23 protein-coding genes, 2 tRNA genes and 1 pseudogene are annotated in these 23,851 nt (G+C 62.8%); 14 read left to right on the top strand and 12 right to left on the bottom strand.

The window, feature by feature from the left end; genetic code table 11:
- Window positions 1-15: 15 nt before the first annotated feature.
- The 5 genes from ABSY17_RS14670 to ABSY17_RS14650 all read right to left on the bottom strand — a co-directional run bounded on the left by ABSY17_RS14670 (window position 16) and on the right by ABSY17_RS14650 (window position 4,153).
- On the bottom strand, window positions 16-240 hold the full coding sequence (locus ABSY17_RS14670; RefSeq protein WP_378952011.1) for an alkylphosphonate utilization protein: 225 nt from the start codon (window positions 238-240) through the stop codon (window positions 16-18).
- Window positions 241-427: 187 nt separating this feature from the next.
- A tRNA-Glu gene (locus ABSY17_RS14665) sits at window positions 428-502 on the bottom strand.
- A 295-nt stretch (window positions 503-797) separates the two neighbouring features.
- Window positions 798-872 (bottom strand) — tRNA-Glu (locus ABSY17_RS14660).
- Between the two features lie 79 nt (window positions 873-951).
- Window positions 952-2,085: a YcbK family protein gene (locus tag ABSY17_RS14655; RefSeq protein ID WP_378952009.1), complete on the bottom strand. Its 1,134-nt coding sequence runs from the start codon at window positions 2,083-2,085 to the stop codon at window positions 952-954.
- A 238-nt stretch (window positions 2,086-2,323) separates the two neighbouring features.
- On the bottom strand, window positions 2,324-4,153 hold the full coding sequence (locus ABSY17_RS14650; RefSeq protein WP_378952006.1) for a PHA/PHB synthase family protein: 1,830 nt from the start codon (window positions 4,151-4,153) through the stop codon (window positions 2,324-2,326).
- A gap of 144 nt (window positions 4,154-4,297) precedes the next feature.
- Here ABSY17_RS14650 and ABSY17_RS14645 point away from each other — a divergent pair, with 144 nt between their 5' ends.
- From ABSY17_RS14645 to ABSY17_RS14620, 6 genes are all read left to right on the top strand, one after another.
- On the top strand, window positions 4,298-4,633 hold the full coding sequence (locus ABSY17_RS14645) for a hypothetical protein (protein WP_378952003.1): 336 nt from the start codon (window positions 4,298-4,300) through the stop codon (window positions 4,631-4,633).
- 45 nt (window positions 4,634-4,678) lie between these two features.
- Window positions 4,679-5,896 carry an LL-diaminopimelate aminotransferase gene (locus ABSY17_RS14640; protein WP_378952000.1) on the top strand — a complete coding sequence of 406 codons (1,218 nt, stop codon included), beginning with the start codon at window positions 4,679-4,681 and terminating at the stop codon, window positions 5,894-5,896.
- Window positions 5,897-5,949: 53 nt separating this feature from the next.
- On the top strand, window positions 5,950-7,263 hold the full coding sequence (locus tag ABSY17_RS14635; protein ID WP_378951997.1) for a homoserine dehydrogenase: 1,314 nt from the start codon (window positions 5,950-5,952) through the stop codon (window positions 7,261-7,263).
- A gap of 196 nt (window positions 7,264-7,459) precedes the next feature.
- Window positions 7,460-8,434: a class II fructose-bisphosphatase gene (gene glpX, locus ABSY17_RS14630; RefSeq protein WP_378951994.1), complete on the top strand. Its 975-nt coding sequence runs from the start codon at window positions 7,460-7,462 to the stop codon at window positions 8,432-8,434.
- Window positions 8,435-8,490: 56 nt separating this feature from the next.
- A complete protein-coding gene (recJ, locus tag ABSY17_RS14625; protein ID WP_378951991.1) occupies window positions 8,491-10,281 on the top strand; it encodes a single-stranded-DNA-specific exonuclease RecJ in 1,791 nt (596 codons plus the stop codon).
- Window positions 10,282-10,416: 135 nt separating this feature from the next.
- Window positions 10,417-11,190 carry a transglutaminase family protein gene (locus ABSY17_RS14620; RefSeq protein WP_378951988.1) on the top strand — a complete coding sequence of 258 codons (774 nt, stop codon included), beginning with the start codon at window positions 10,417-10,419 and terminating at the stop codon, window positions 11,188-11,190.
- A 15-nt stretch (window positions 11,191-11,205) separates the two neighbouring features.
- Here the strand turns inward: ABSY17_RS14620 and ABSY17_RS14615 are convergent, their stop codons facing one another.
- The 3 genes from ABSY17_RS14615 to folE form a co-directional block, all read right to left on the bottom strand.
- On the bottom strand, window positions 11,206-12,171 hold the full coding sequence (locus ABSY17_RS14615; RefSeq protein WP_378952703.1) for a patatin family protein: 966 nt from the start codon (window positions 12,169-12,171) through the stop codon (window positions 11,206-11,208).
- Window positions 12,172-12,257: 86 nt separating this feature from the next.
- Entirely contained in the window at window positions 12,258-12,710 is a 453-nt protein-coding gene (gene hisI / locus ABSY17_RS14610) for a phosphoribosyl-AMP cyclohydrolase (protein ID WP_378951986.1), read from the bottom strand.
- 37 nt (window positions 12,711-12,747) lie between these two features.
- Window positions 12,748-13,386 carry a GTP cyclohydrolase I FolE gene (gene folE / locus ABSY17_RS14605; protein ID WP_378951983.1) on the bottom strand — a complete coding sequence of 213 codons (639 nt, stop codon included), beginning with the start codon at window positions 13,384-13,386 and terminating at the stop codon, window positions 12,748-12,750.
- Between the two features lie 237 nt (window positions 13,387-13,623).
- Between folE and ABSY17_RS14600 the strand changes: the two genes are divergently transcribed.
- A complete protein-coding gene (locus ABSY17_RS14600; protein ID WP_378951980.1) occupies window positions 13,624-14,067 on the top strand; it encodes an iron-sulfur cluster assembly scaffold protein in 444 nt (147 codons plus the stop codon).
- Here ABSY17_RS14600 and ABSY17_RS14595 read toward each other — a convergent pair.
- Window positions 14,064-14,978 carry a LysR substrate-binding domain-containing protein gene (locus ABSY17_RS14595; RefSeq protein ID WP_378951977.1) on the bottom strand — a complete coding sequence of 305 codons (915 nt, stop codon included), beginning with the start codon at window positions 14,976-14,978 and terminating at the stop codon, window positions 14,064-14,066. The two genes, ABSY17_RS14600 and ABSY17_RS14595, sit on opposite strands and share 4 nt — an antisense overlap.
- Window positions 14,979-15,071: 93 nt before the next feature.
- On the opposite strand from ABSY17_RS14595, the gene ABSY17_RS14590 reads away from it, so the two are divergent.
- The 4 genes from ABSY17_RS14590 to thrS all read left to right on the top strand — a co-directional run bounded on the left by ABSY17_RS14590 (window position 15,072) and on the right by thrS (window position 18,798).
- Window positions 15,072-15,233 (top strand): hypothetical protein, encoded by a 162-nt coding sequence (locus tag ABSY17_RS14590; RefSeq protein ID WP_378951974.1) that lies wholly within the window; start codon window positions 15,072-15,074, stop codon window positions 15,231-15,233.
- 98 nt (window positions 15,234-15,331) lie between these two features.
- A complete protein-coding gene (yidD, locus tag ABSY17_RS14585; protein ID WP_378951971.1) occupies window positions 15,332-15,697 on the top strand; it encodes a membrane protein insertion efficiency factor YidD in 366 nt (121 codons plus the stop codon).
- 143 nt (window positions 15,698-15,840) lie between these two features.
- Window positions 15,841-16,674 carry a class D beta-lactamase gene (gene blaOXA, locus ABSY17_RS14580; RefSeq protein WP_378951968.1) on the top strand — a complete coding sequence of 278 codons (834 nt, stop codon included), beginning with the start codon at window positions 15,841-15,843 and terminating at the stop codon, window positions 16,672-16,674.
- Window positions 16,675-16,818: 144 nt separating this feature from the next.
- Entirely contained in the window at window positions 16,819-18,798 is a 1,980-nt protein-coding gene (gene thrS, locus ABSY17_RS14575) for a threonine--tRNA ligase (protein WP_378951965.1), read from the top strand.
- A gap of 139 nt (window positions 18,799-18,937) precedes the next feature.
- Here the strand turns inward: thrS and ABSY17_RS14570 are convergent, their stop codons facing one another.
- Window positions 18,938-19,906 carry a hypothetical protein gene (locus tag ABSY17_RS14570; RefSeq protein ID WP_378951962.1) on the bottom strand — a complete coding sequence of 323 codons (969 nt, stop codon included), beginning with the start codon at window positions 19,904-19,906 and terminating at the stop codon, window positions 18,938-18,940.
- 134 nt (window positions 19,907-20,040) lie between these two features.
- Here ABSY17_RS14570 and ABSY17_RS14565 point away from each other — a divergent pair, with 134 nt between their 5' ends.
- Both ABSY17_RS14565 and ABSY17_RS14560 read left to right on the top strand, forming a co-directional pair.
- Complete coding sequence (locus tag ABSY17_RS14565) at window positions 20,041-20,625, top strand: nitroreductase (RefSeq protein ID WP_378951959.1); 585 nt, start codon at window positions 20,041-20,043, stop codon at window positions 20,623-20,625.
- 4 nt (window positions 20,626-20,629) lie between these two features.
- Window positions 20,630-21,233, top strand: a pseudogene (locus tag ABSY17_RS14560) (flavin reductase family protein).
- On the opposite strand, the gene ABSY17_RS14555 reads toward ABSY17_RS14560, so the two are convergent.
- Both ABSY17_RS14555 and ABSY17_RS14550 read right to left on the bottom strand, forming a co-directional pair.
- Window positions 21,230-22,111 carry an HpcH/HpaI aldolase/citrate lyase family protein gene (locus ABSY17_RS14555; protein ID WP_378951956.1) on the bottom strand — a complete coding sequence of 294 codons (882 nt, stop codon included), beginning with the start codon at window positions 22,109-22,111 and terminating at the stop codon, window positions 21,230-21,232. The pseudogene ABSY17_RS14560 and the gene ABSY17_RS14555 sit on opposite strands and share 4 nt — an antisense overlap.
- A gap of 4 nt (window positions 22,112-22,115) precedes the next feature.
- Entirely contained in the window at window positions 22,116-22,568 is a 453-nt protein-coding gene (locus ABSY17_RS14550; RefSeq protein WP_378951953.1) for a MaoC family dehydratase, read from the bottom strand.
- A 147-nt stretch (window positions 22,569-22,715) separates the two neighbouring features.
- Here ABSY17_RS14550 and ABSY17_RS14545 point away from each other — a divergent pair, with 147 nt between their 5' ends.
- Window positions 22,716-23,837: a DUF2336 domain-containing protein gene (locus ABSY17_RS14545; protein WP_378951950.1), complete on the top strand. Its 1,122-nt coding sequence runs from the start codon at window positions 22,716-22,718 to the stop codon at window positions 23,835-23,837.
- Window positions 23,838-23,851 lie beyond the last annotated feature (14 nt).

Here is a 23,851-nt window from a genome sequence, read left to right as displayed (position 1 = left end):
GCCGCTTTGGCTGCTTTACGCCTTCTTCAGAAACTCGGTCTTCAGCACCAGGCCCTTGACCTGCTTGGTGTTGCATTCGATCTCGCCGGGATTGCCGGTCAGGCGGATGTTCTTAACCATGGTGCCGCGCTTGATGGTCTCCGAGGTGCCTTTGACCTTCAGGTCCTTGATCAGCGTCACCGAATCGCCCTCGTTGAGCTGGGTGCCGTTGCTGTCTTTCACGATGATGTCGTCGGACATGATTCTTCCTCGCGCGGTCGTTTCGTCGATGGCGCTGGCCTAGGCCTTATGGTGGGCGGCGTAAAGGCCGGGAGGCAAAACCCTGTTGGCATTGGCGGTCCAGAGCAGCCGCGCAGCAAAAAGCCAAGCGCTACAGTTCGCCTCAACCGAGTGGCCGAAAATACAGATCCTTGTAAGGAAAAAAGCCTGGTACGCCCAAGGGGAATCGAACCCCTGTTACCGCCGTGAAAGGGCGGTGTCCTAACCGCTAGACGATGGGCGCGCTCAGGTGAGGCGGTGTATAGTTGGGTTATTCGCAGCAGGCAACCCGTCTTTTTGCTGCGGCATCTGGATCATTCGGCAACGTCGCATTTCCAGCAGCGGAAAGGGTGGTGTCGTCCAGCTATTGGCTGAAGTCGCATTGCCGCTTGGCAGCAATGACTTGCGGGCTGATCATCTGCTGGGCAGGGGAGGTCGCGATTTGCTGGGCAGTGTACAGTGCCCGTAGGGGCATTCGTGCACAAACAGAACGGCGTCGAACAAGTGCCGAAATATATGCGAAGTGTGTGTGAAAAACCTGGTACGCCCAAGGGGAATCGAACCCCTGTTACCGCCGTGAAAGGGCGGTGTCCTAACCGCTAGACGATGGGCGCGCTCAGGTGAGGCGGGGTATAGTTGGGATGTTCGCGACAGGCAACCCGTCTTTTTGCTGCGTCGCGAAATTTTTTCTAATTATCCACTGCGGCGGCCGCAGCGCCAGTTCCAGTCGCGCTCGGGGCCTACGTCGACGTGAACCGAGTTGGTGTGGCAATAGGTGCCGATACCGCCGCGGCCGGGCATCGAGCGCAGGAAATTGGCCAGCTCCCATTTCCCGATGCCCGGGACCTGGATGTCGGCGGCGGCGCAATACATGTGCTGCGAGTTCTTGGCGCCGCGGGCGCGGCGATTGCGCTCCGGATTGCGATAGCCCGACGTCACGATCATCTTCTTGCCAAAGCGCTGTTCGACGGCCTTCAATACGCGCACCAGCGATGGCTTGAGGCAGGCGACATCGACGCTCTCGGTCTGCTTGAGCAGTCCATTTGGCGCCAGTCGTGCGAGGCCGGCCACGGATGCGACCTGGAGATCGGAATCCTCGTCCTCGTGAAGGTCGACGTCGCTATCGTCGTTGATGCCGGACTTGCGCTTGATCTCAAACAGGTCGGTCGTGCGGACGCCGGGCAGAGCCCAATCCGAATCGCCGCTCGACGAACTGCCGCCGAGCGATGCGAGTGCCACCGGCTTGGCGTCGGACTTGGCCGAAGCGAGCGCGATGATCGGTTTGGCCTTTTCTTCGGCAGCCGCCGGGGCTGGGGCCGACGACGCGATCAGCGGCTTGGTTTTCTGTTCGGAAGGCGCGGCCTTTGCGGACGAGGCGCCGAAGAAAGAAGCGAGGAAGCCCTTCTTCTTGGGCTGCTCCGGCGCTACGGGTGCCGGGCCATTGGTCAGGTAGAAGCCCGTATCCTGCTGCGGCTTGGCCGTCTTTGCTTCCCCTGTCTGGGGTGCTTCGGACTGGGCCTTGGCTGGCTCGGCAACCGCCATAGCGATTGGTTGCTGCGCCTGCTCGGTGCTGGCGAGCGCGGCCTCCGAAGGTGTTGCGCCGCCGGGCTTGGCGATCGGCACATAACCAACCTGCTCGGGCAGGGCGGTGTCGCCTTCGAGGCTCATCACTAAGGGCGCGGTGGTCGCTTGGCCGGTGACAGGAGTCGCATCGGATGCGATTTCCTGTCCTGCCGCCTCGGCGGTGAGGGCAGCATTCGCCATTTCGAAATCAGGCTCACCGGTCGAGGTGCAGGAGGCGGCAAGCAGCGAAACCAGTACGGTCAACGCAACGCCGCATCGTCGGTCTGCGAATCGCAGTCGTCCTGACGTCAAACCGGTTCCCTCTCACGCAAACAGGCCAAACATTACACTTGGCGCTAAAATCGTACTTCGATGCAACTGCGCTTCTGAACCAGAAACAACGCCCCAACATATGGAAATGCCTCAAATGAGGCGAGATCATGATTGGACGCCACTTTTCAGCCCCTTTCCCAAAGGGGAGGCATCGCCGCGTAACGCCAGGTTACACGCGGACTTTCACGTAGCTGCCGGGCGCGTCTTCTAGCACCCGCCCGCTTACGCCAGGCTTGCGTGCCGCAACCCGGGTGTCGTCCTTGGCCTCGATCCAACTCTGCCAGTGAGGCCACCAGGATCCGGCCGTCTCGACAGCCCCACTCATCCATTCGTCGAAATCGCCAGTCGGCTTGCCGTTGGACCAGAACTGGTATTTGCCCGACGAGGGCGGATTGACCACTCCGGCGATATGGCCGGAGCCGGCGACGACATAGTCGACGTCACCGCCGAAATACTGGCATCCAAGGAAGACGGAGCGGGCGGGCGCGATGTGATCCTCGCGCGCGGCGAGGTTGTAGACCGGAATGGTGATGTCGGCGAGCGAGACGGTGCGCCCGGCGAGCTCCATTCGTCCTTGGGACAAGTTGTTTTCGAGATAGCAATTGCGCAGGTAGAAGGAGTGATTGGCCGCTGCCATGCGGGTGGAATCGGCATTCCAATAGAGCAGGTCAAACGGCAGCGGCTCCTTGCCGCGCATGTAGTTGTTGATGACATAGGGCCAGATCAGGTCGCCGGAGCGCAGCATGTTGAAGGCCGTCGCCATCTTTGTGCCGTCGAGGTAGCCCTTGTCCTGCATCGCCCTTTCGAGCGCGGCGATCTGGTCTTCGTCGACGAAGACCCTGAGATCGCCGGCATGGGTGAAGTCGACCTGGGTGGTGAAGAAGGTGACCGAGCGGATGCGGTGGTCACCTTCTTGCGCCAGAAGCGCCAGCGCTGCCGCAAGCAGCGTGCCGCCGACGCAATAGCCTATAGCGTTGACCTCGCGCTCGCCTGTCGCTTGCTCGACCGTGTCCAAACCGTATTGCAGGCCTTCGCGGATATAGGCCTCCCAGTCCTTCAGGCCATGGCGCTGGTCCGGGTTGATCCAGGAGATGACGAAGACCGTATGGCCTTGCTCGACCGCCCAGCGGATGAAGGATTTTTGCGGGTTGAGGTCGAGGATATAGAACTTGTTGATCCAGGGCGGGCAGATCAGCAGCGGCCGTTTCAGCACTTTTTCCGTGCTGGGCGAGTACTGGATGATCTCGGCCACATCGCTGCGGCCGACGACCTTGCCAGGAGACATGGCGATATTCTTGCCAATCTCGAAGCCGGAATAGTCGGCCTGCCTGAGCTTGAGGTCGCCTTTGCCGGCGGCGATGTCTTCGGCAAACATCTTCATGCCGCGCACCAGGTTTTCGCCGTTGCTTGCGACCGTTTCGCGGAACAGTTCAGGATTGGTCAGGATGAAGTTCGACGGCGAGATCGCGTTGCTGATCTGCTTGACGTAGAAACCGGCCTTGTGGCGCGTGTGCTCGTCCAGCCCGTCGGCATGCTCGACCAGATCGCCGGCCCAGCGTGTCGTCACCAGATATGCCTGCTTGAGGAAGTCGAAGAAGGCGTTGCGGCCCCATTCCGGGTCGAGGAAGCGCTTGTCGCTGGCATCCGGCCTGACGGCGTCGTCGACGGCTTCGCCACCCATGCGCTGGATGCTCTTGCCCCACACTTCGAGGTAGCCGGCGAAAAGCCGCGTCTGGGCTTCCAATGCGCGGGAGGGGTCTGACAGCCAGTACTCGGTGAGCTTGGAGAACGTCTTGACGACCTCGGCCATCGGTTCGGCGACGGTGTCGCGCATGTCGCCCTTCTCGCGCGGTTCGGCCCAGGCGGCTGCCGCCTTGCCCGCCTGCTCGATCATGCGGGCAATATTGATCGCAAAGCGCTCAGGGTCTTTCACCAGATACTGTTCGACGGAGGAGGGGGAATCGCCACCCGGCTTGTCCGAATCGTCTACCTTCGCCATGGTCCTCGCAGGTCCTCCCAAAGGGCCTTTTCTTGACATACTATCATGTGACGTCTTACCGGGTCCAACGCGCTCTACCGCGCCTGTCGGGGAAACTTTATGACATATAGTGTTGGTCGGCATGTTTTTTTCGGCGCCCGCCTGATGCTGTCGGCGAGCCTGTTGGCGTTGCCCCTGGCCGTCAGCGGCTGTGCGAGCAGCGCGAACAACAGCGTCGCCGCGGGGGCTCATGGCGCGCAGGATACCGGCACCTATCCCAATCTCAATATCTTGCCGAAGGTGGCCGCGCCGCAGCTAACCGAGGAGCAGAAAACTGCCAAGCTGGCCCAGTTGCACTCCGCGCAGCAGCGGCAGGGCGCCAAAAGCAACAGCGCTGCGGCCGAATCGACGGCCATGACTACGCTTGCAAGGCAGCACGGCGCTGAGGCGCTGAAGGCTATCCAAGGCAAGTGCGACCCTATCGACCCCGCCTGCAATTAAGTATATACGCGCACGCATCCCGAAGCCTGATTGCCTGGAACCACCATGGAAGAATTTCACAAGGTCCGCCGCCTTCCGCCCTATGTGTTCGAACAGGTCAACCGGCTGAAGGCCAGCGCCCGTTCCCGCGGCGCCGACATCATCGATCTCGGCATGGGCAACCCTGACCTGCCGACTCCGCAGGCTATCGTCGACAAGTTGTGCGAAGTGGTGCGCGACCCGCGTACCCACCGCTATTCGTCGTCGCGCGGCATTCCCGGCCTGCGCCGCGCCCAGGCCAACTATTATGCCCGCCGCTTCGGCGTGAAGCTCAATCCGGACACCCAGGTTGTCGCGACTCTGGGCTCGAAGGAAGGCTTCGCCAACATGGCGCAGGCCATCACCGCGCCCGGCGACGTGGTGCTGTGCCCCGATCCGACCTATCCGATCCACGCCTTCGGCTTCATCATGTCGGGCGGCGTTATCCGCTCGCTGCAGGCCGAGCCGAATGACGGCTTCATTCCAGCGCTGGAGCGTGGCGTCCGCCACTCCATCCCGAAGCCGCTGGCGCTGATCCTCAACTATCCGTCGAACCCGACGGCTCTTGTCGCCTCGCTCGACTTCTACAAGGACGTCGTGGCCTTCGCCAAGAAGCACGAGATCATCATCCTGTCGGATCTCGCCTATTCGGAGATCTATTTCGACGGCAACCCGCCGCCTTCCGTCCTGCAGGTGCCGGGTGCGATCGACGTCACCGTCGAGTTCACCTCGATGTCAAAGACCTTTTCGATGCCGGGTTGGCGCATGGGCTTTGCCGTCGGCAACGAACGGCTGATCGCAGCGCTTACGCGTGTCAAATCCTATCTCGACTACGGTGCGTTCACACCGATCCAGGTGGCTGCGACCGCAGCGCTCAACGGTGACGGCTCCGACATCGCCGAGGTGCGCGACATCTACCACAAGCGTCGCGACGTGATGGTCGACGCATTTGCGCGCTCTGGCTGGGAAATCCCTGCGCCGGCAGCGACCATGTTTGCCTGGGCGCCGATCCCGGAGCAGTTCAAGCATCTCGGTTCGCTGGAATTCTCCAAGCTGCTGATCGAGCATGCCGATGTTGCGGTGGCACCGGGCGTCGGTTTCGGCGAGCACGGCGACGACTATGTGCGTCTTGCACTGGTCGAGAACGAGCACCGCATCCGTCAGGCCGCGCGCAACATCAAGCGTTTCCTGTCGACGGCGGCCAATCAGCCCAACAATGTGGTTCCGCTTGCCGCTCGTCGCTGAGCGCGCGCCGCAGGGACAATCCAGTACTACTGAAACAAGAGGCGCCGCCGACCATGGCTGAAGCATTGCGTGTTGGAATTGCCGGTCTCGGCACGGTCGGCGCTTCGGTGGCGCGGGTGCTGCGCGACAAGGCGGCTGAACTCACCCGCCAGTGCGGGCGTGAGATCGTCGTCACCGCCGTGTCGGCCCGTGATCGCTCGCGTGATCGCGGCATCGACCTCGGCGGCGCGCAGTGGTTCGACGATCCCATCGCAATGGCCGAGAAGGCCGATATCGACGTGTTCGTTGAATTGATCGGCGGCAACGAGGGCGCGGCACGTGCCTGTGTGCGTGCCGCACTCGATGCCGGTCGCCATGTCGTGACCGCCAACAAGGCGCTGCTCGCCAAGCATGGCGTGGCGCTGGCCGAGATCGCCGAGAAGAAAGGCGTGCTGCTCAACTACGAGGCAGCCGTTGCCGGCGGCATTCCCGTCATCAAGACGATGCGCGAAGCCTTGGCCGGCAACAGCGTCAACCGCGTGTTCGGCATCCTCAACGGCACTTGCAACTACATCCTGACCCGCATGGAGGCCGAAGGCCTGTCCTTCGAGGAATGCCTCAAGGACGCGCAGCGTCTGGGCTATGCTGAAGCCGATCCGACCTTCGACATCGAGGGCAACGATACGGCTCATAAGCTTGCGATCCTGACCAGCCTTGCCTTTGGCACCGAGATTGCGGCCGACGACATTTACCTCGAGGGTATCTCCAACATCAGCCAGGCCGATATCCGCGCCGCCGGCGAACTGGGCTACCGAATCAAGCTGCTGGGCGTCGCCCAGCGCACCGAGACCGGTATCGAGCAGCGCGTGCACCCGACCATGGTGCCGACTGCATCGGTCATCGCCCAGGTTCACGGTGTCACCAATGCGGTCGCAATCGAGACCGACATCCTTGGCGAGTTGCTGCTTTCCGGTCCCGGTGCGGGCGGCAACGCTACGGCCTCTGCCGTCGTTGGCGATATCGCCGACATTGCCAAGAGCCGCCCCGGCTTCCAGCACGGTCCGGTCTTTGGTCGCCCGGCAAAGGAACTCAAGCCCTACAAGAAGGCGCAGATGCGCAGCCACGCCGGTGGCTACTTCATCCGCCTGACGGTGCATGACCGTATCGGCGTGTTCGCGGCGATCGCCAAGCGCATGGCCGACGCCGATATATCTCTCGAATCCATCGTCCAGCACGCCAACGGTTCGAATGGTGTGGATCAGAAGACGGTGATCCTGGTGACGCATGAGACAACCGAGGCGGCCGTGCGCAAGGCGGTCGATGGGATGACCAAGGACGGGCATCTCACCGACAAGCCGCAGGTCATCCGCATCGAGCGCGCTGACTAAGCCAGAATAGCTGCAGGCTGCGCGTCCAACGGGACGCGCGATGCAACTGGCGAGAGCGGCCAATTTCTTTCAATCGATTGATATTACGTCGCTTTCGATAAAGCGGGCGACGGGTCTTGCCGTTGTCATGTCGGTTTGACAATAAGGGCCGGCCCTGTTCGGGCGAACGGAATTCAAAGACTTCAGGACCCTGGATATGGCGAAAAGCGTTGTTGCCGGCCTCGACCGGATTCTCACCATGGAACTCGTGCGCGTCACCGAGCGCGCCGCAGTGGCTGCCGCCCGGCTGAGGGGCCGCGGAGACGAGAAGGCAGCCGACCAGGTCGCCGTCGACGCCATGCGCCAGGAATTGAACAACCTCGCCATCAAGGGCACGGTGGTGATCGGCGAAGGTGAGCGCGATGAGGCGCCGATGCTCTATATCGGCGAGGAAGTCGGTTGCGGCGGTCCCGAGGTGGACATTGCGCTCGATCCGCTCGAAGGCACCACCATCTGCGCCAAGAACCTGCCCAACGCCTTGGCCGTCATCGCCATTGCCGAAAAGGGCAGCCTGCTGTTCGCGCCTGACGTCTACATGGACAAAATCGCCGTCGGCCCCGGCTATCCGGATGGCGTGATCGACCTCGACGCTTCGCCGGCCGACAACATCGCCAGTGTTGCCAAGGCCAAGGGCGTGCCGGTGAACGAGATCACCGCCTGCATTCTCGACCGCCCGCGCCATGCCAAGCTGATCGAGGCTGTGCGCGAGACGGGTGCGGCCATCCGCCTCATCGGCGACGGTGATGTGGCCGGCGTCATCCACACCACCGATCCGGAGGAGACCGGCATCGACATCTATCTGGGCACTGGTGGTGCGCCGGAGGGCGTGTTGGCAGCCGCGGCGCTGCGCTGCACCGGCGGCCAGATCCAGGGGCGCTTGCTGCTGGACACGCCCGAAAAGATCGCCCGCGCGGCCACCATGGGCATCACCGATCCGAAGAAGGTCTACCGCACCGAGGAGATGGCGCGTGGCGACGTGCTGTTTGCAGCCACGGGCGTGACCGACGGCAACATGCTCGCCGGCGTGAAATTCGGCCGCGACTCCATCACCACCCACACCATCGTGCTGCGCTCGTCGTCCAAGACGGTGCGCGAGATCAAGGCACGGCATCAGGATCTGGAAAAATTCTGATTACGCAGCCCGCTTGGTCGCCTATGGTCCATCCGCAGAGGGTGGACCATTTCTGAATGACTTCCGAAAAACGCAATTTCCTTGGCGTGAGGCGTTCGGCCACCGGTGTCTCATGGGAGCACCGGCTGACCGAGCGTCAGGACATGCTGGCGCTCGCTATCGCCCAGGGCCATGGTGTGCCCGACATCGTCGCGCGCGTGCTGGCCGGCCGCGGTGTTCTGCCGGAGGACGCCGAACGATTTCTGGACCCGACGATCCGGGACCTTCTGCCTGATCCCGCATCGCTGACGGACATGGGCAAGGCGGCCGAACGGATCGCCGAAGCCGTCGTGCGCAAGCAGAAGGTTGCGATTTTCGGCGACTATGACGTCGACGGCGCTTCGTCATCGGCGCTGATGAAGCGCTTTCTCGCGCATTTCGACATCGAGTCCGAAGTCTACATTCCCGACCGAATTTTCGAAGGCTACGGCCCCAATCCCGACGCGATGCGCGAACTGATCGGGCGCGGCGCGCAACTGATCGTCACCGTCGACTGCGGTACCAACAGCGCGGCATCCATCGATGCGGCGAACGAGGCCGGCGCCGACGTGGTGGTGCTCGACCACCATCAGGTCGGCGGACCGCTGCCCAATGCGCGTGCGGTCGTGAATCCGAACCGCGACGACGACCTGTCGGGACAGGGCCATCTCTGCGCGGCCGGCGTAACCTTCCTGACGCTTGTCCACACCGCCAAGGTGCTGCGCGAGAGGCTGCCCGACGCGCCGCGGCCGGATTTGTTGTCCATGCTCGACCTGGTGGCACTCGCCACCGTCTGCGACGTAGTGCCCTTGACCGGCGTCAATCGCGCCTTTGTCGTCAAGGGGCTGCAGGCGATGCGCCAGCAGAACAATGCGGGGCTGACGGCACTTGCCCGCGTCGCCCGCATCGGCGAGCCGCTCAACAATTTTCATCTCGCGTTCCTGCTTGGCCCACGCATCAATGCCGGTGGCCGCATCGGCGACGCGGCGCTCGGCAGCAAGCTGCTGGCCACCGACGATCCCGTCGAAGCCGGAACGATCGCCGAGACGCTCGACCGCCTGAATCAGGAGCGGCAGGCGATGGAGACCGTAATGCTTGCCGAGGCACGGGCCGAGGCCGATGCCGAGATCGGTGCCGGGCCAGGGCCGGCCGTACTCGTCACCGCGAACACGACCTGGCATCCCGGCATCGTCGGCCTGCTTGCCTCGCGGCTCAAGGACCATGCCCGCCGCCCGGCTTTTGCCATAGCTTTCAATGCCAACGGAGTAGGCACCGGTTCTGGCCGCTCCGTCTCGGGCTTCGATCTGGGCCGGTTGGTGCGCGAGGCGGTGGAGGCAGGTCTGCTGGTCAAGGGCGGCGGCCACGCGATGGCGGCGGGGATCACCGTCGAAAAGGCCAAGCTTGGGGAGTTGCGTGGGTTTTTCGAGGCCCGCGCCTCGGCTGAGGTTTTTCGCCTGCAGAGCGAAGAAAGCCTGCAGATCGATGGCGCGCTTGCCGCCGAGGGGGCAACTCTTGGGCTTGTCGAGGCGTTGGAAAGGGCCGGTCCATTCGGTGCCGGTCACGTTGCACCCGTCTTCGTGCTGCCGCGCCACCGGATCGCTGATGTCCGTGTCATCGGCACGGGCCATATCCGCATCGAACTGCGTTCGGAGAGCGGCGGCAGGATACAGGGCATCTCCTTTCGCGCGGCAGAGACACCGCTCGGCGATTTCCTGTTCAAGAACCGGGACCGTACAATCCATGTCGCCGGCTCGCTTTCGGTCAATCACTGGAACGGCAACCGTACCGTGCAGTTGCGGGTGATGGATGCGGCCCTGGCGGAATTCTAGTCGACAGCCGTTTTCGAAGTCGGAAGAGCATTTTCAATCGACCCGAAATTCGCACTGCGAACGCCGATTCGCCCTTGATCCTCTAGTGACTAGAGGAATTATGCAGGTCCGCGATCTGGACGGGAGATCGATCCAGTGACCGCGGACAGTGTGGAAGCATATCTTCGCCAGACAGCTTTGCTCGACTACGGGGCGCCTTCGATCCGGTCGCTTGTCGCCGAACGCGGCTGGGGCGGACTGTCGGAGTTCGACAGGATCGGCGCTGCCTACAGCTTCGTCCGCGACGAAATCGCCTTCGGCTACAACAGAGCTGACGACATCAAGGCGTCTGAGGTCCTCGACGACGGATATGGCCAGTGCAACACCAAGGGAACCTTGCTCATGGCGCTGCTTCGAGCGCTGGAGCTGCCCTGCCGCCTGCACGGCTTCACCATCCACAAGGCACTACAGCGCGGCGTCGTGCCCGAACTCGTCTATGGCCTTGCCCCGGATAGCATCCTGCACAGCTGGGTTGAGGTCCATCACGGTGGGCGTTGGGTCAACCTGGAGGGCTTCATACTGGATGCCGCTTTCCTGCAGGCCCTGCAGGAAAGATTCGCCAGCAGCGGCGAGGCGCTCTGCGGATACGGGGCGGGGACTGATTGCCTCTCCGCGCCACCGGTCGATTGGGTGGGCGAGAGCACCTACATCCAGAAGACCGGTATCAATGCCGACCTCGGCCTGTTTGACAGCCCCGACGAGTTCTATCGGAAGCATCGACAGGATTTCGGCTGGGTGCGGGGTATGCTGTACCGCTATGGTATCCGCCACTGGATGAACGCCAGAGTGAGGCGGGTGCGCCAGGGGAAAATCCCGCCGATCCCGGAAGTTGGAGACCACGCCCAGGCCGAGCCGGGGCAGATAAGTTGATAGGCCGCCAGCGGCTCAGCCGAGCACGGCTTGCAGGCGCACGATTTCCTCCATCTGCGCCTTTGTGGCCTCGTAGCCGAGGCGGATGGCCTCGTCGGCGCGGTGGAAATCTGAAAGGCCGATTTGGCCGAGTTTCGGCTGCAGCGACAAATCGGGTGGATCGCCGGCAAGCCGCGCCCGCGAAATGCGGTCCTGGATGATGTTGAAGGCTTCGACCATCACGCCGGTGATGCCAAGACGCGATTCGCGTTCGCTTTGCGGCGAGTTCTCGCCTGGCCTTGCAGGACGTTCGACGACGAGTTCGCCGGCGCTGTGTTTGATGACGGCAGCACGTCCAAACAGGTCGTAGTGCAGGTTGACCGCGACGACCAGCGGCTGTTCGTTGGCGCGGCACACCGAGACGGGAACCGGGTTCACCAGTGCGCCGTCGACCAGCACGCGACCGTTGCAGGTGACGGGTTCGAACACGCCGGGTAGTGCGTATGAGGCACGCATGGCCTTGATCAGCGACCCACTCGACAGCCAGATTTCATGGCCGGTGCGGATCTCGGCAGCCACGCACACGAACGGCTTGGGCAGGTCTTCGAAAGTCAGGCCTCCCATATGCTGCTGCATGCGGGCGTCGAGCTTCATGCCGCCGAACAGGCCGCTGCCGCCGATCTTCAGGTCGAAGAGCCCAAAGAGCCGGCGCTTGGTCAGGCTGCGGGCGAATTCCTCGAGCTCATCGAGCCTTCCGGCGAGATAACAACCTCCGACAAGCGCGCCGATGGACGTGCCGGCAATCATGTTGACATGGATGCCAGCCTCGTCGAGCGCGCGCAGCACGCCGATATGGGCCCAGCCGCGTGCAGCGCCACCGCCGAGGGCGAGCGAAATGCCGGTTGGCCCGGCTTTGGGGGAACCGTCAGTACTCCTGCCGGAGGAGAAGCCATTGGCTTCCCGGACATTCTGACGCGCATGGAAGGACGCCCAGTCGAGCATCACGATCTCCTTGTCCGACACCCAGACTACATCCAGGCCGTGTCGAAATCGTGAATCTTAGTGTCGCAGGGCGTCAGGCAGGTTCACTATTCCTTGCGGTAGACTTTGTCTGCATCGAACAGCGGCTGAGTGCCATCTGCGCTGAGAGTCGCGACGCCGTCCTTGAGGCCCACCATCCGATAAAAGCAGGAACGCCTTCCTGTGTGACAAGTTGCATCGTGGCCAGTAACTTTTACACGCAGCCACACCGCGTCTTGATCGCAATCGGTGCGAAGTTCGACGACGTGCTGGAAATTGCCCGACGTTTCGCCCTTCTTCCACAACGAGCCGCGCGAGCGCGACCAGTAATGGGCGATACCGGTCTCGATGGTCAGCGCCAGCGCTTCGGCGTTCATGTGCGCCACCATCAGCAGCATTCCGTCCGCCGCGTCGGTTACCACGGCGGTCACGAGGCCATTGGCATCGAAGCGGGGTGTAAACACGCCGCCCTCCTCGAGGGCGGCCTTTTCCTTGGAGGTTGCAGGAAATTGCAATGTCATCGCCGGGTCCTGGAAGTTCGGGGACCGGCGAGGGAAGTCAAATCCCGCCGCCGGCGCGCACCATGGTCACGAACCGGACCTGTTCTTCGGGGCTGTCCCGGAAAACGCCGGTGAATGTGGAGGTCAGGGTCGAGGACCCTTGCTTGCGGATGCCGCGCATGGCCATGCACATATGCTCGGCCTCGATCATGACGGCAACGCCGCGTGGATTTAGCACGTCCTGGATGACACCGGCAATCTGAGCCGTCATCGCTTCCTGCGTCTGCAGGCGGTGGGCGAAGATGTCGACGACACGCGCGATCTTGGACAGGCCGACGACCTTGCCGTCAGGCAGGTAACCGACATGCGCCTTGCCGATGATCGGCACCATGTGGTGTTCGCAATGCGAATGGAACTTGATGTCGCGGACGATGACCAGATCGTCATAGCCGGCGACTTCCTCGAACGTGCGACCGAGCTCTTCGGCCGGGTTCATGTCGTAGCCGTTGAACATCTCGCGGTAGGCCTTGGTGACGCGCTTCGGCGTGTCGATCAGGCCCTCGCGATCAGGGTTGTCGCCGGTCCAGCGCAAAAGCACCTTTACGGCCGCTTCGACCTCCGCCTCCGTGGGGCGGGCGGTCTCGGGCTTTTCCATATATGCAGACTGCGGCATCAGCTTTTTAATCACGGCATCCATATCAGGCGTCTCCCGTAGTCCCTGTCGACGCAGGGACGAGTTGAACGGATCACAGCCACTTCAGGGAAAATCGGAAAATGTCGCCGTACCCAAAGCTGCTTAACTTGCTCTTCGCTCCATGCCACATTGGCTGGCTTGTCGGGAAGCGAATACCACCATTATATATGAGTGGAGACGACGATTGAAAGTGCGCCAGCGACAAGAGATGTTCGCTCCACGCGTTGAGAGTGAAACAATTTGATCGACGACATCTACAACTCGAAAATCCTGGGCTTTGCCGGCAATATCGGCCGCCTCGGGCGACTCGAAAATCCGGATGCGTCAGCCACTGCGCATTCCAAGCTGTGCGGCTCCACCGTCACCATCGATCTCAAGATGAAGGACGGGATCGTCACGGACTTCGCCCATGTGGTCAAGGCTTGCGCGCTCGGACAGGCGTCGTCGGCGATCATGGCCGAGCATGTGGTGGGTGCCTCTGCGGATGAACTTCGCGCGGTCCGCGAGAGCATGCTGCACATGCTCAAGGACAACGGCAAGCCGCCCGAGGGGCGTTTCGAAGACCTGAAATATCTCGAGCCAGTGCGCGACTACAAGGCGCGCCACACCTCGACCATGCTGACCTTCGACGCCGTGGTCGACGCGATAGGGCAGATCGAGCGCCAAAAGGCAGAAACCGTCTAGAAATTCTGGAGATAGCGCCGGGCTTCGGCAAATTCGATCCGAATCCAGTCGGCAAATGCTAGGGTCGGTTCGGACAGTTTCCGCAAGTTCCTCGCTACCAGCCAGTAGGCGCCGCAGACGACGTTGGTCTCGAACGGCTTGACCAGCGCGCCGGAGGCCAGTTCGTCACGTACCAGCAGCAAGTCGCCAAGCGCGACGCCGTGACCGAGCAGCGCCGCCTGCTTGGACAGCGATGCGTCCGCGAGCAGGGGGCCGCGGCCCGGTACAAGCTCTTCGGCAACGCCCGCCGCCGCGAACCAGCGCGCCCAGCCACTGCGGTTTTCTTCGTGCAGGAGCGTGTAGCACCCGAGCTCGGCCGGATGGTCGAGCTCGGGGCCCGAGCCGAGCAACGCCGGCGACAGAACTGGCGAGTCGATGACAGGGGCGAGCAGTTCCGCCTCGCTGCGTGGCCATGAGGTCGCCTGTGCGCTGAAGCGCAGCGCGAGCTCGGCCTGCCCGCTGCGGAAGTCGATCAGGCGGGGCTCGACGTCGAGCGACACATCGATATCTGGCCGCAACTCGCGGAATTGGTTGAGCCGCGGCACGAGCCAACTGGCTGCGAGCGAAGGTTCGACGCTGACGGTGACGACCGACTGCGTCGGGCGTGCCACGAGTTCGGCCAAGCACTGATCGATGTCGTCAAAACTCTTCACCACCTGCCTGAGCAGCTTCTGGCCGGCCTCCGTAAGTTCCACGCGCCTATGGTGGCGCTCGAACAGCTGCTGGCGAAGAAAGCCCTCCAATTCGCGGATCTGCCGGCTGATGGCGGCTTGTGTGACAAAAAGCTCCTCGGCAGCCCGGCTGAAGCTCAGGTGCCGCCCGGCAGCCTCGAAGCTTCGCAATGCCGTCAGCGGCAGTCGCCCGCGCTTCATTCGCATAATCTCAGGTTATCTGAACCGGACGTTATACTCGTTTGAAGCGAACGGCTAGGGGCGGTCTAATCATGCCAGCAAGGAGGCAGGACCATGCCGACGCTCATCGACGCATACGCGGACATGTTCCGCATCGCGATGTTCCAAACTGATCACTCCACTTCCGGGACAGGCCGCTGGACCGATCGGCGGCAACTTGAGCCGCCACAGCGCCGGTGGCCAAACCATCCGGGGAAACGTAGCTGGCTCGCGTGACACGCCGCCGCAGTCGCGTGGTCACATGGACTGGGCATTGCGTCTGCATGTCGGAATTGACATCTATGGCGGATGATCAATCCTGAGCGGCGAAGGCGATGAGCCACGGCCACGACCATACCCACGGCAAGCCTTTGGTCCGCGGCCGCAACTGGCCCGGACCATGGCCCAAGACGCCCGGACGTTTGCTGGGCACGTCATTGGTGCGCCTCTATCAACTGACGCTTTCTGGTTTCATCGGCAATTCATGCCGCCACATGCCAACCTGCTCGGAGTACGCCCACGAGGCGATCGCCCGGCACGGCCTGTGGGCCGGCGGCTGGATGGGGCTGTTCCGCGTGCTGCGCTGCGGGCCGTGGGGCACGCATGGCATCGACCGGGTGCCGGAGGAACTGGCGCCGCGCTATCGCTGGTTCACCCCCTGGCGCTACTGGCGCATCGGCAGCAAGCCTAAACAGGCATGACAGGCAACGCGTGGCCCGATGTATGATGTATTAAGACACCAGATTTACCCTTTGCTTAGGGTAAACAAAAGCTGTCCAAATTCAGTCATATTCAAGCCAGCTAGCCTCGCTAGTCCTCGGCGGCCAACCGCCCAGAGGATGTCATGTCGGTAACCCCTGAAGTCCGAGTCTTGTCCTTACTTGCAGTCGCAGTGTTTGCGTATGCTTTCCCGGCTTCTGCGCAAACGGCAGCGCTGAAACCTGCCTTGGAATGCACGCTGATAGCTGACGCCGCGAGTGGCGCGACGCTGTTTCGTGAAGGTGTCTGCGACAAGCGCGTCAGCCCCGCCTCCACCTTCAAGGTTCCCTTGGCGTTGATGGGCTTCGATTCCGGCATACTCATCGACGAACACACGCCGCGCTGGGACTACAAGCCCGAATTCAATGCGGTGAAGCGTGACCACAAGCCTGTCGATCCCACCATATGGGAAAGGGATTCGGTCGTCTGGTACTCGCAGGAGATCGCCCGTAAACTCGGCAACGAGCGTTTTGCCGGCTATATCGCCGGTTTCGGCTACGGCAACGAGGACATCTCGGGCAATGCCGGCAAGAAGGACGGTCTGACGCGCTCCTGGCTAAGCTCCTCGCTCAAGATCTCCCCGGAAGAGCAGGTGGCGTTGCTGCGCCGCATCGTCAACCGGTCGTTGCCGCTCTCGACTAGGGCATTCGAGCTGACGGAAGCAGTGTTGCCGCCGTTCGAGGCCGGCGGCTGGCGTGTCAACGGCAAGACAGGCACCGGCTGGCTTCCGGCGAAGGACGGCCAGCCCAACCGCAATCGGCCTCTGGGATGGTTCGTCGGCTGGGCGGAAAAGGATGGTCGCAAGATCGTGTTCGCGAACCTCCACGTCAACGACGGCAAGAGCTCGATCACGCTTGGCCGGCATGTTCGCGACGCCTTCCTGGCCGAATTGCCTTCGATGAAGCTGAAGGGCAACTGAGGGGTTAGCCGGCGGCGCCGTCGTTGCATCTCTTGCAAAGTCTTTACGACGCTGAAATCTCACCCTAAAAGACCGCTCGTTACCGGACGCATCCGGGTTTTCAACCACCCGCGCTCGTTTGCGGGACTGGATAGGAGAAGAGTTTTGCTGAATTCCGTTTCCCTGACATTTCCTGATGGCTCCGTCCGCGAATACGACGCGGCAATGACCGGTGCTGGGCTTGCCGAATCGATCTCCAAGTCGCTGGCCAAGAAGGCTGTGGCCTATGTGATGGATGGCGTGCTGCGCGATCTGTCCGACCCGCTGGGCAAGTCCGGCAAGGTCGAGATCGTCACCCGCGACGACCAGCGCGCGCTCGAACTCATTCGCCACGACGCCGCCCACGTGCTGGCCGAGGCGGTGCAGGAATTGTGGCCGGGCACTCAGGTTACCATCGGACCGGTGATCGAGAACGGCTTCTACTACGACTTCGCCCGCAACGAGCCCTTCACGCCCGAGGATTTCCCGGCGATCGAAAAGAAGATGCGGGAGATCATCGGCCGCAACAAGCCGTTCACCAAGGAGGTCTGGTCGCGCGACAAGGCCAAGCAGGTGTTCCGCGACAAGGGTGAGGCCTACAAGATCGAGCTGATCGATGCGATCCCCGAGGATCAGGACCTGAACATCTATGCGCAGGGCGAGTGGTTCGATCTTTGCCGCGGTCCGCACATGGCTTCGACCGGCCAGATCGGCAGCGCCTTCAAGCTGATGAAGGTGGCCGGCGCCTATTGGCGCGGCGATGCCAATAATCCGATGCTGACGCGCATCTACGGCACCGCCTGGGCGGACCAGGCGCAGCTCGACCAGTATTTGCACATGCTGGAAGAGGCCGAGAAGCGCGACCATCGCAAGCTCGGCCGCGAGATGGACCTGTTCCACTTCCAGGAAGAAGGGCCGGGCGTCGTCTTCTGGCATGCCAAGGGCTGGAAGATGTTCCAGAACCTCGTCAGCTACATGCGCCGCCGGCTGGACACGCAGGGCTACCAGGAGGTCAACGCCCCGCAGGTGCTCGACAAGAGCCTGTGGGAGACTTCCGGCCACTGGGGCTGGTATCGCGACGCCATGTTCAAGGTGACGGTTGCCGGCGATGATACCGACGACGACCGCGTCTTTGCGCTGAAGCCGATGAACTGCCCCGGCCACGTGCAGATCTTCAAGCATGGCTTGAAGTCGTATCGCGACCTGCCGGTGAAGCTCGCCGAATTCGGCAATGTGCATCGCTACGAACCTTCGGGCGCTCTGCACGGGCTGATGCGCGTCCGCGGCTTCACCCAGGACGACGCGCACATCTTCTGCACCGAAGAGCAGCTTGCCGCCGAGTGCCTGCGCATCAACGACCTGATCTTGTCGACCTATGCCGACTTCGGCTTCGAGGAGATTTCGGTGAAGCTGTCGACGCGGCCCGACAAGCGCGTGGGCTCCGACGAGGCCTGGGACCACGCTGAAGAGATCATGTCGAGCGTGCTCGAGACGATCCGGACACGCTCGGGCAATCGCATCAAGACGTCGATCAATCCGGGCGAGGGCGCCTTCTACGGTCCCAAGTTCGAATATGTGCTGAAGGATGCGATCGGCCGCGAATGGCAGTGCGGTACGACCCAGGTCGACTTCAACCTGCCGGAGCGTTTCGGCGCCTTCTACATCGGCTCGGATTCGGAGAAGAAGCAGCCGGTCATGATCCATCGCGCCATCTGCGGCTCGATGGAGCGTTTCCTCGGCATCCTGATCGAGAACTACTCGGGCCATTTCCCGCTGTGGTTTGCGCCGCAGCAGGTGGTGGTGGCGACGATCACCTCCGATGCCGACGACTATGCCCGCGAGGTGGTGGCCAAGCTCAAGGCGGCCGGCCTCTCGGCCGAAGCCGATCTGCGCAACGAGAAGATCAACTACAAGGTCCGCGAGCACTCGCTGGCCAAGGTCCCCGTGATCCTCGTCTGCGGCAAGCGCGAGGCGGAGGAGGCGAGCGTCAACGTCCGCCGTCTCGGCTCGCGCGACCAGCAGTCGATGAGCCTCGACGAGGCGATTGCCTCGCTGGTTGACGAGGCGATGACGCCGGATCGCCGGCGCGCCACAGCGGCGGCCTGAAACAAACAAAAAGGGCGGCAGTGATGCCGCCCTTTTTGTTTGCAGCGTCATGCTGCAAGGGGTGGGGCGGCGGCTGCGGAGTTCTCAAGCCAAGGCTGGGCCAGTGTCAGGCGCGGCTCAAATCGCGAGGAGCTGTGGCTCAGTCCGCGCCTTCGGTCGGGTCGATCGCCGCATCTTCGGAGGCGACGACATCGACGTCCTGGTTGTGGCCGGCAACGACGGTGAAATCGCGCTGATAGATACGGTCGCGGTTCTTGGCGATGATGGTGTAGTCGCCTTCCGACAGGACCATTGAGGCGAAGGCACCGACTGCCTCGCGCAACGGATCGCCCGATTCGGTCAGGACCGACCAGGATGTGTCGGCGATCGCTTCGCCGCCGGCCTCGCGCACCAGCTTGAAGGTGATGTCGGCGGCGCGGTGCTCGACGGCCGCCTCGGTCAGCTTGCCTGCCTCGACGCGGATGTCGGAGCGGATGACGGCGTTGACGTTGCCATAGGTTGAGACCACGTGGTAGGTGCCGGAATTCAACCGCACGACAGCATTTGGCGCAACGTCGGGAATGATCAGTGCGCGCTCGCCGTCGCTGCCGGGGTCGGCTTCATAGATCGAGAATTTGAGCTTTGCCGGGGGGATGCGCACACCGCCCGACAGCACGGCATCGAGCTTGAGGCCGCCGGCATCAAGCACCAGATTCTCACGCTTACCCTGCTTGCCGACCGTGATGCGCTTGGTAGCACCCGCGCGGCCGTAGGAGGCATGCACGAGATAGCTGCCGGGCGGCAACTGGAACATGCTGGTGCCGCCTTGCGCGGAGGCCACGAGCGGCAGCTTGCCGTCTGGCCCGGCCTCGGGACGGAATACCCGCCAGACCAGCCCGCGGCTGATGTCCTTGCCCTTGGCTGTGAGTTGGGCGGTCAGCGTGATCTCGCCTAGTGGGCCGGTCGCCAGTGGCTCGTCGCTTCGCGGCGTCGCAAATCCTGAGATGCCGGGCAGGCTCAGTCCTTCAACTGCGTTCGCGCCGTCCTGCGCGAAGCCAGCCAGCGGCTGCACCGTAAGCAGTGCGGCACCCAGAATCGGCGCTAAAAATCGGACGTGTCCCCTAGACATCCCTTGTTTGAAGCCCAAGGCGGTGGCAATTTCAAGGCTATTCCGGCGCCATGGAATCGTCCGATGGTCCGCCGCTGCCAAAGCTGCCTCCGTTCGGACGGCGCTTCAGCCCGAAAATCAGGAGTGACTGCGCTTTGACATCGCCGATCATCGACCTTTTGCTGACCCGCAATTCCGCTCCCATCCCGGAACTTCGCGCACCTGCCCCTTCCGACGCCGAGATCGAGACGATGCTGCGTGCGGCGACACGCGTTCCCGACCATGGCCGCCTCGAGCCCTGGCGCTTCATTCTCTATCGCGGCGAGGCAAGGATCGAAGTCGGCAATAAGCTGGCCGAACTCGCCGAGCGCCGCGAAGGGCCTTTGGCGGAGGGCCGCCGCAATCAGGAATTAAGCCGGTTTTCGCGTGCGCCGCTGGTCATCGGCGTGGTTTCCAGCCCCAAGGACCATCCGAAGATTCCGCAGTGGGAGATGCTCCTGTCGGGCGGCATGGCGGCGATGAACCTGATTACCGCTGCGAATGCGCTTGGCTACGGCACCAACCTGATCACCAACTGGTATTCGGATTGCGAGGAAGGCCGTGCGCTTCTAGGCTTGGCGCCGCATGAGCGGGTCGTCGGCTTCGTTCACATCGGCTCCTACGAAGGAACCGGCCAGGAACGCCCGCGCCCCGATGTCGCCAAGCTCTACGCCGACTATTCCGGTCCCTGGGCGGGCTGACACGATGTTCTACGAACCGTCGAAGGGCCACGGCCTGCCGCATGATCCGTTCAAGGCGTTGGTGTCGCCGCGGCCGATCGGCTGGATTTCGACTGTCGGCAAGGAAGGGGCTCTCAATCTTGCGCCCTATTCCTTCTTCAATGCGCTGTCGGGGAAACCGCCGCTGGTCTGGTTCTCTTCCGAGGGCCAGAAGGACAGCGCCGCTTTCGCCGGCGATACCCGCGAGTTCGTCGCCAACATTGTCGGGCGCGATCTTGCCGAGAAGATGAACCGCACGTCGGTCAATGCCCCGCGTGGCACGAGTGAGTTCGACTATGCCGGTTTGACGCCCGCGCCGTCTCAGCTGGTGGCGCCGCCGCGCGTGGCTGAGGCGCCGGCTGCGCTCGAGTGCAAGGTCACCGAGATTTTCCGGCCGAAGGGCCTTGATGGAAACGAGACCGGCGCAATCGTCGTCATTGGCGAAGTGGTCGGCGTCCATATCGACGAGGCTTTCCTCAAGGAAGGCCTGTTCGATGCGGTCAAGGCCGGCAATGTCGCACGCCTTGGCTACATGGAATTCGACCGTCGATGCGGTCTTTCCCATGCGTCGGCCGCGCTGGGAGGATTAGACGCGCGGGCCGGCTGCTCTGGCCCGTTCGAGCAGCCGCTGCGCCAGCCTGAGGTGCGGGCGGTCATACATCTTTCCATCAATGCCGACGACGCCGGGATTTCCTGCGGCTTCGAATGCTGCAACCACGGTGGAGGCATGAGCTATGGCCTCGACCGTTGGGGTGAAGGCGTCGTTGATGATCGCGACCTGATCGGGATGAATCGCCATCTTGGCGGTGAACCCATCCCGCTCGGCTTCGATGCATTCGTTGCGTAGGACCTCGATGTCGCGGAAATTGATGAAGACTGTGTCGATGGCCGCTGTGCCGGCAGCCGTCGCGCCAAGCACCGTCAGCGACCGCGCCAGCCTGAAGACGTCGGTGTAGCGGCCGGCGGGGTCGCGCGTCGTGCGTGCGCCGATGGCCGCTGAAAGATCCTCCGCGCCCCAGGTCATGCCGGCGAGGCGGGCGCTCGCGCCGGAATAGGTGCCGGCGGACAATACGCTCGCTGCGGTCTCCGAGATGATCGGGATGATCCGCGTCGAACCGTCCGGCAGGCCGTTTTCGGCTTCATGCACGCGGAGCTTGGCCGACAGGTGCTGCACGTCCATGCCCGAACTGGATTTTGGCAGCATGATGCCGTGCGGCCCAACGGGGATGATCGCGCGCAGATCGTCGTCGGTCATGCCGGTGGTGAGGTCATTGACCCGCACATAGATGGCCATCGTCGCGTCGTCGCGCCGGGCTGCTATGAATTCGGCCGCAACCGCTCGCGCGTGTGCCTTTTTCTCCGGTGCCACCGAATCTTCGAGGTCGATGATCACCACGTCCGTACCGGAGGAAAATCCGCGTTCGAGCTTCCTTTCCGAATCGCCGGGAACGAACAGCAGCGAACGCATAGCTTCAGGACGCCTTCTTCATCATCATCGCCTGCCGCCGGCATTTGGCGACGAGAACACCGTGTTGATTGTAGGCCCGATGCTCGAATTCGACGATGCCGCGGTCGGCCTTCGATTTCGATCCACGCACCGACATGATTTCGGTTTCGACCCGGATCGTGTCGCCGTGGAAGACCGGGTGAGGGAAGATCGTCTCGGTCATGCCGAGATTTCCGATGGTAGTGCCGAGCGTCGTGTCGTGAACAGAAATGCCGATCATCAGGCCGAGTGTGAACAGCGAATTGACGAGCGGCTTGCCCCATTCGCTCTTGGCCGCGAAGTCGAAATCGATGTGCAGCGGCTGGGCGTTCAGCGTCATCGTCGAGAACAGCATGTTGTCGCTCTCGGTGACCGTCTTGGTGAGTTGATGCCTGATCACCTGGCCGACCACGAATTCCTCAAGATGCAGCCCGGCCATCGCGTTTCCTCCTGTTCCCGGTTTTTGATAGGCGCTGCATTGCCACCCCGCAAGCGGGTTAATCGATATGGTGAACGCTTCGTAAACCTTTTGTTCCTAAGGTCGATTCCTGAGTTTGGCACAGGCTGCCGGGGGCTACGAAAGCGGATGGTGGTTTCGCATTTCCTGAAATGGATCGACACCGCAAAGGTGGCCGAACGTGCTGCTGCAGCTTCGGCGCTTGCGGCTGCCTATGTCGGTCGCGAATTGCCTTTCGAGGATCGCTGTGCTGCCGAGGCCGCTTTGACGCTGCTGCTCGACGATCCGTCGCCCAAAGTCCGGCAGGCTCTGGCCGAGGCGCTGTCGATGAGCATGCACGCGCCTCTTCAGGTGATCGTAGCCCTTGCCGCCGACCAGCCTGACGTTGCCGCACTCGTGCTGGCGCGATCGCCGCTGCTCACCGATGCCGATCTCATCGACCGGGTTGCCGCGGGGCCCGTTACCATCCAGAAGCTCATTGCCGACCGACCGGTCGTATCGATGTCGCTTGCGGCTGCCATCGCCGAAGTGGGCGAGGCGGATGCCTGCGTCGTCCTGATCCAGAACTATGGCGCCAATATCGCCTCGCTGAGCTTCCGGCGCATGGCCGAGCGCTTTGGTCATGACGGGCGCGTCCGCGAGGCGTTGATCGCTGATCCGCGGCTGCCATCGGATTGCCGGCACCTACTTTTGGTCAAGCTTGGCGAGGCGCTCAAAACCTCCCCTCTGGTCCTGGCGTTGATGGGCGCTGCGCGTGCCGAGCGGGTGACGCGTGAGGCCTGCGTCAAGGCTTCGCTGACGCTGATCGAAGGCACCCAATCCGGCGAACACGCAGCGCTGGTCGAGCACCTCAGGCTGCGCGGCGACCTGACCGCAAGCTTCATCATCCGCGTGCTTGCCCATGGCAAGGTCGATTTCTTCGGAGCGGCGCTGGTTGTGCTCACAGGTCGCGACGAGCAGCGGGTGAGGACCTTGCTCTCATCCGGCCAGGATGTTGCGTTGACTGCTCTATTCCGTTCGGCCGGGCTGACCGATGCGACGCATGCGATCATCCTGCGGGCGCTGAAGATCTGGCGCGAGGTGGCCAACGGTCGGCGAGTCGCCGGCGCCCAGGAAGTCAGCTGGCTGATGCTGAAGGAATTGGGCGGCCAGACCGCCGGGGGCGAACTGGCCAGCCTGGTCAAGTCCATCCATCTCGAAGCGCTGCGCGAGAACGCGCGCGGCCATGCACTGGCGATAGCCGCGGCCTGAACGGCCAGCAGCCG

The organism is Mesorhizobium sp. ANAO-SY3R2, from assembly GCF_042466635.1.
Taxonomy (GTDB): Bacteria; Pseudomonadota; Alphaproteobacteria; order Rhizobiales; family Rhizobiaceae; genus Aminobacter.
This window is presented reverse-complemented; position numbering and strand designations above follow the sequence as displayed.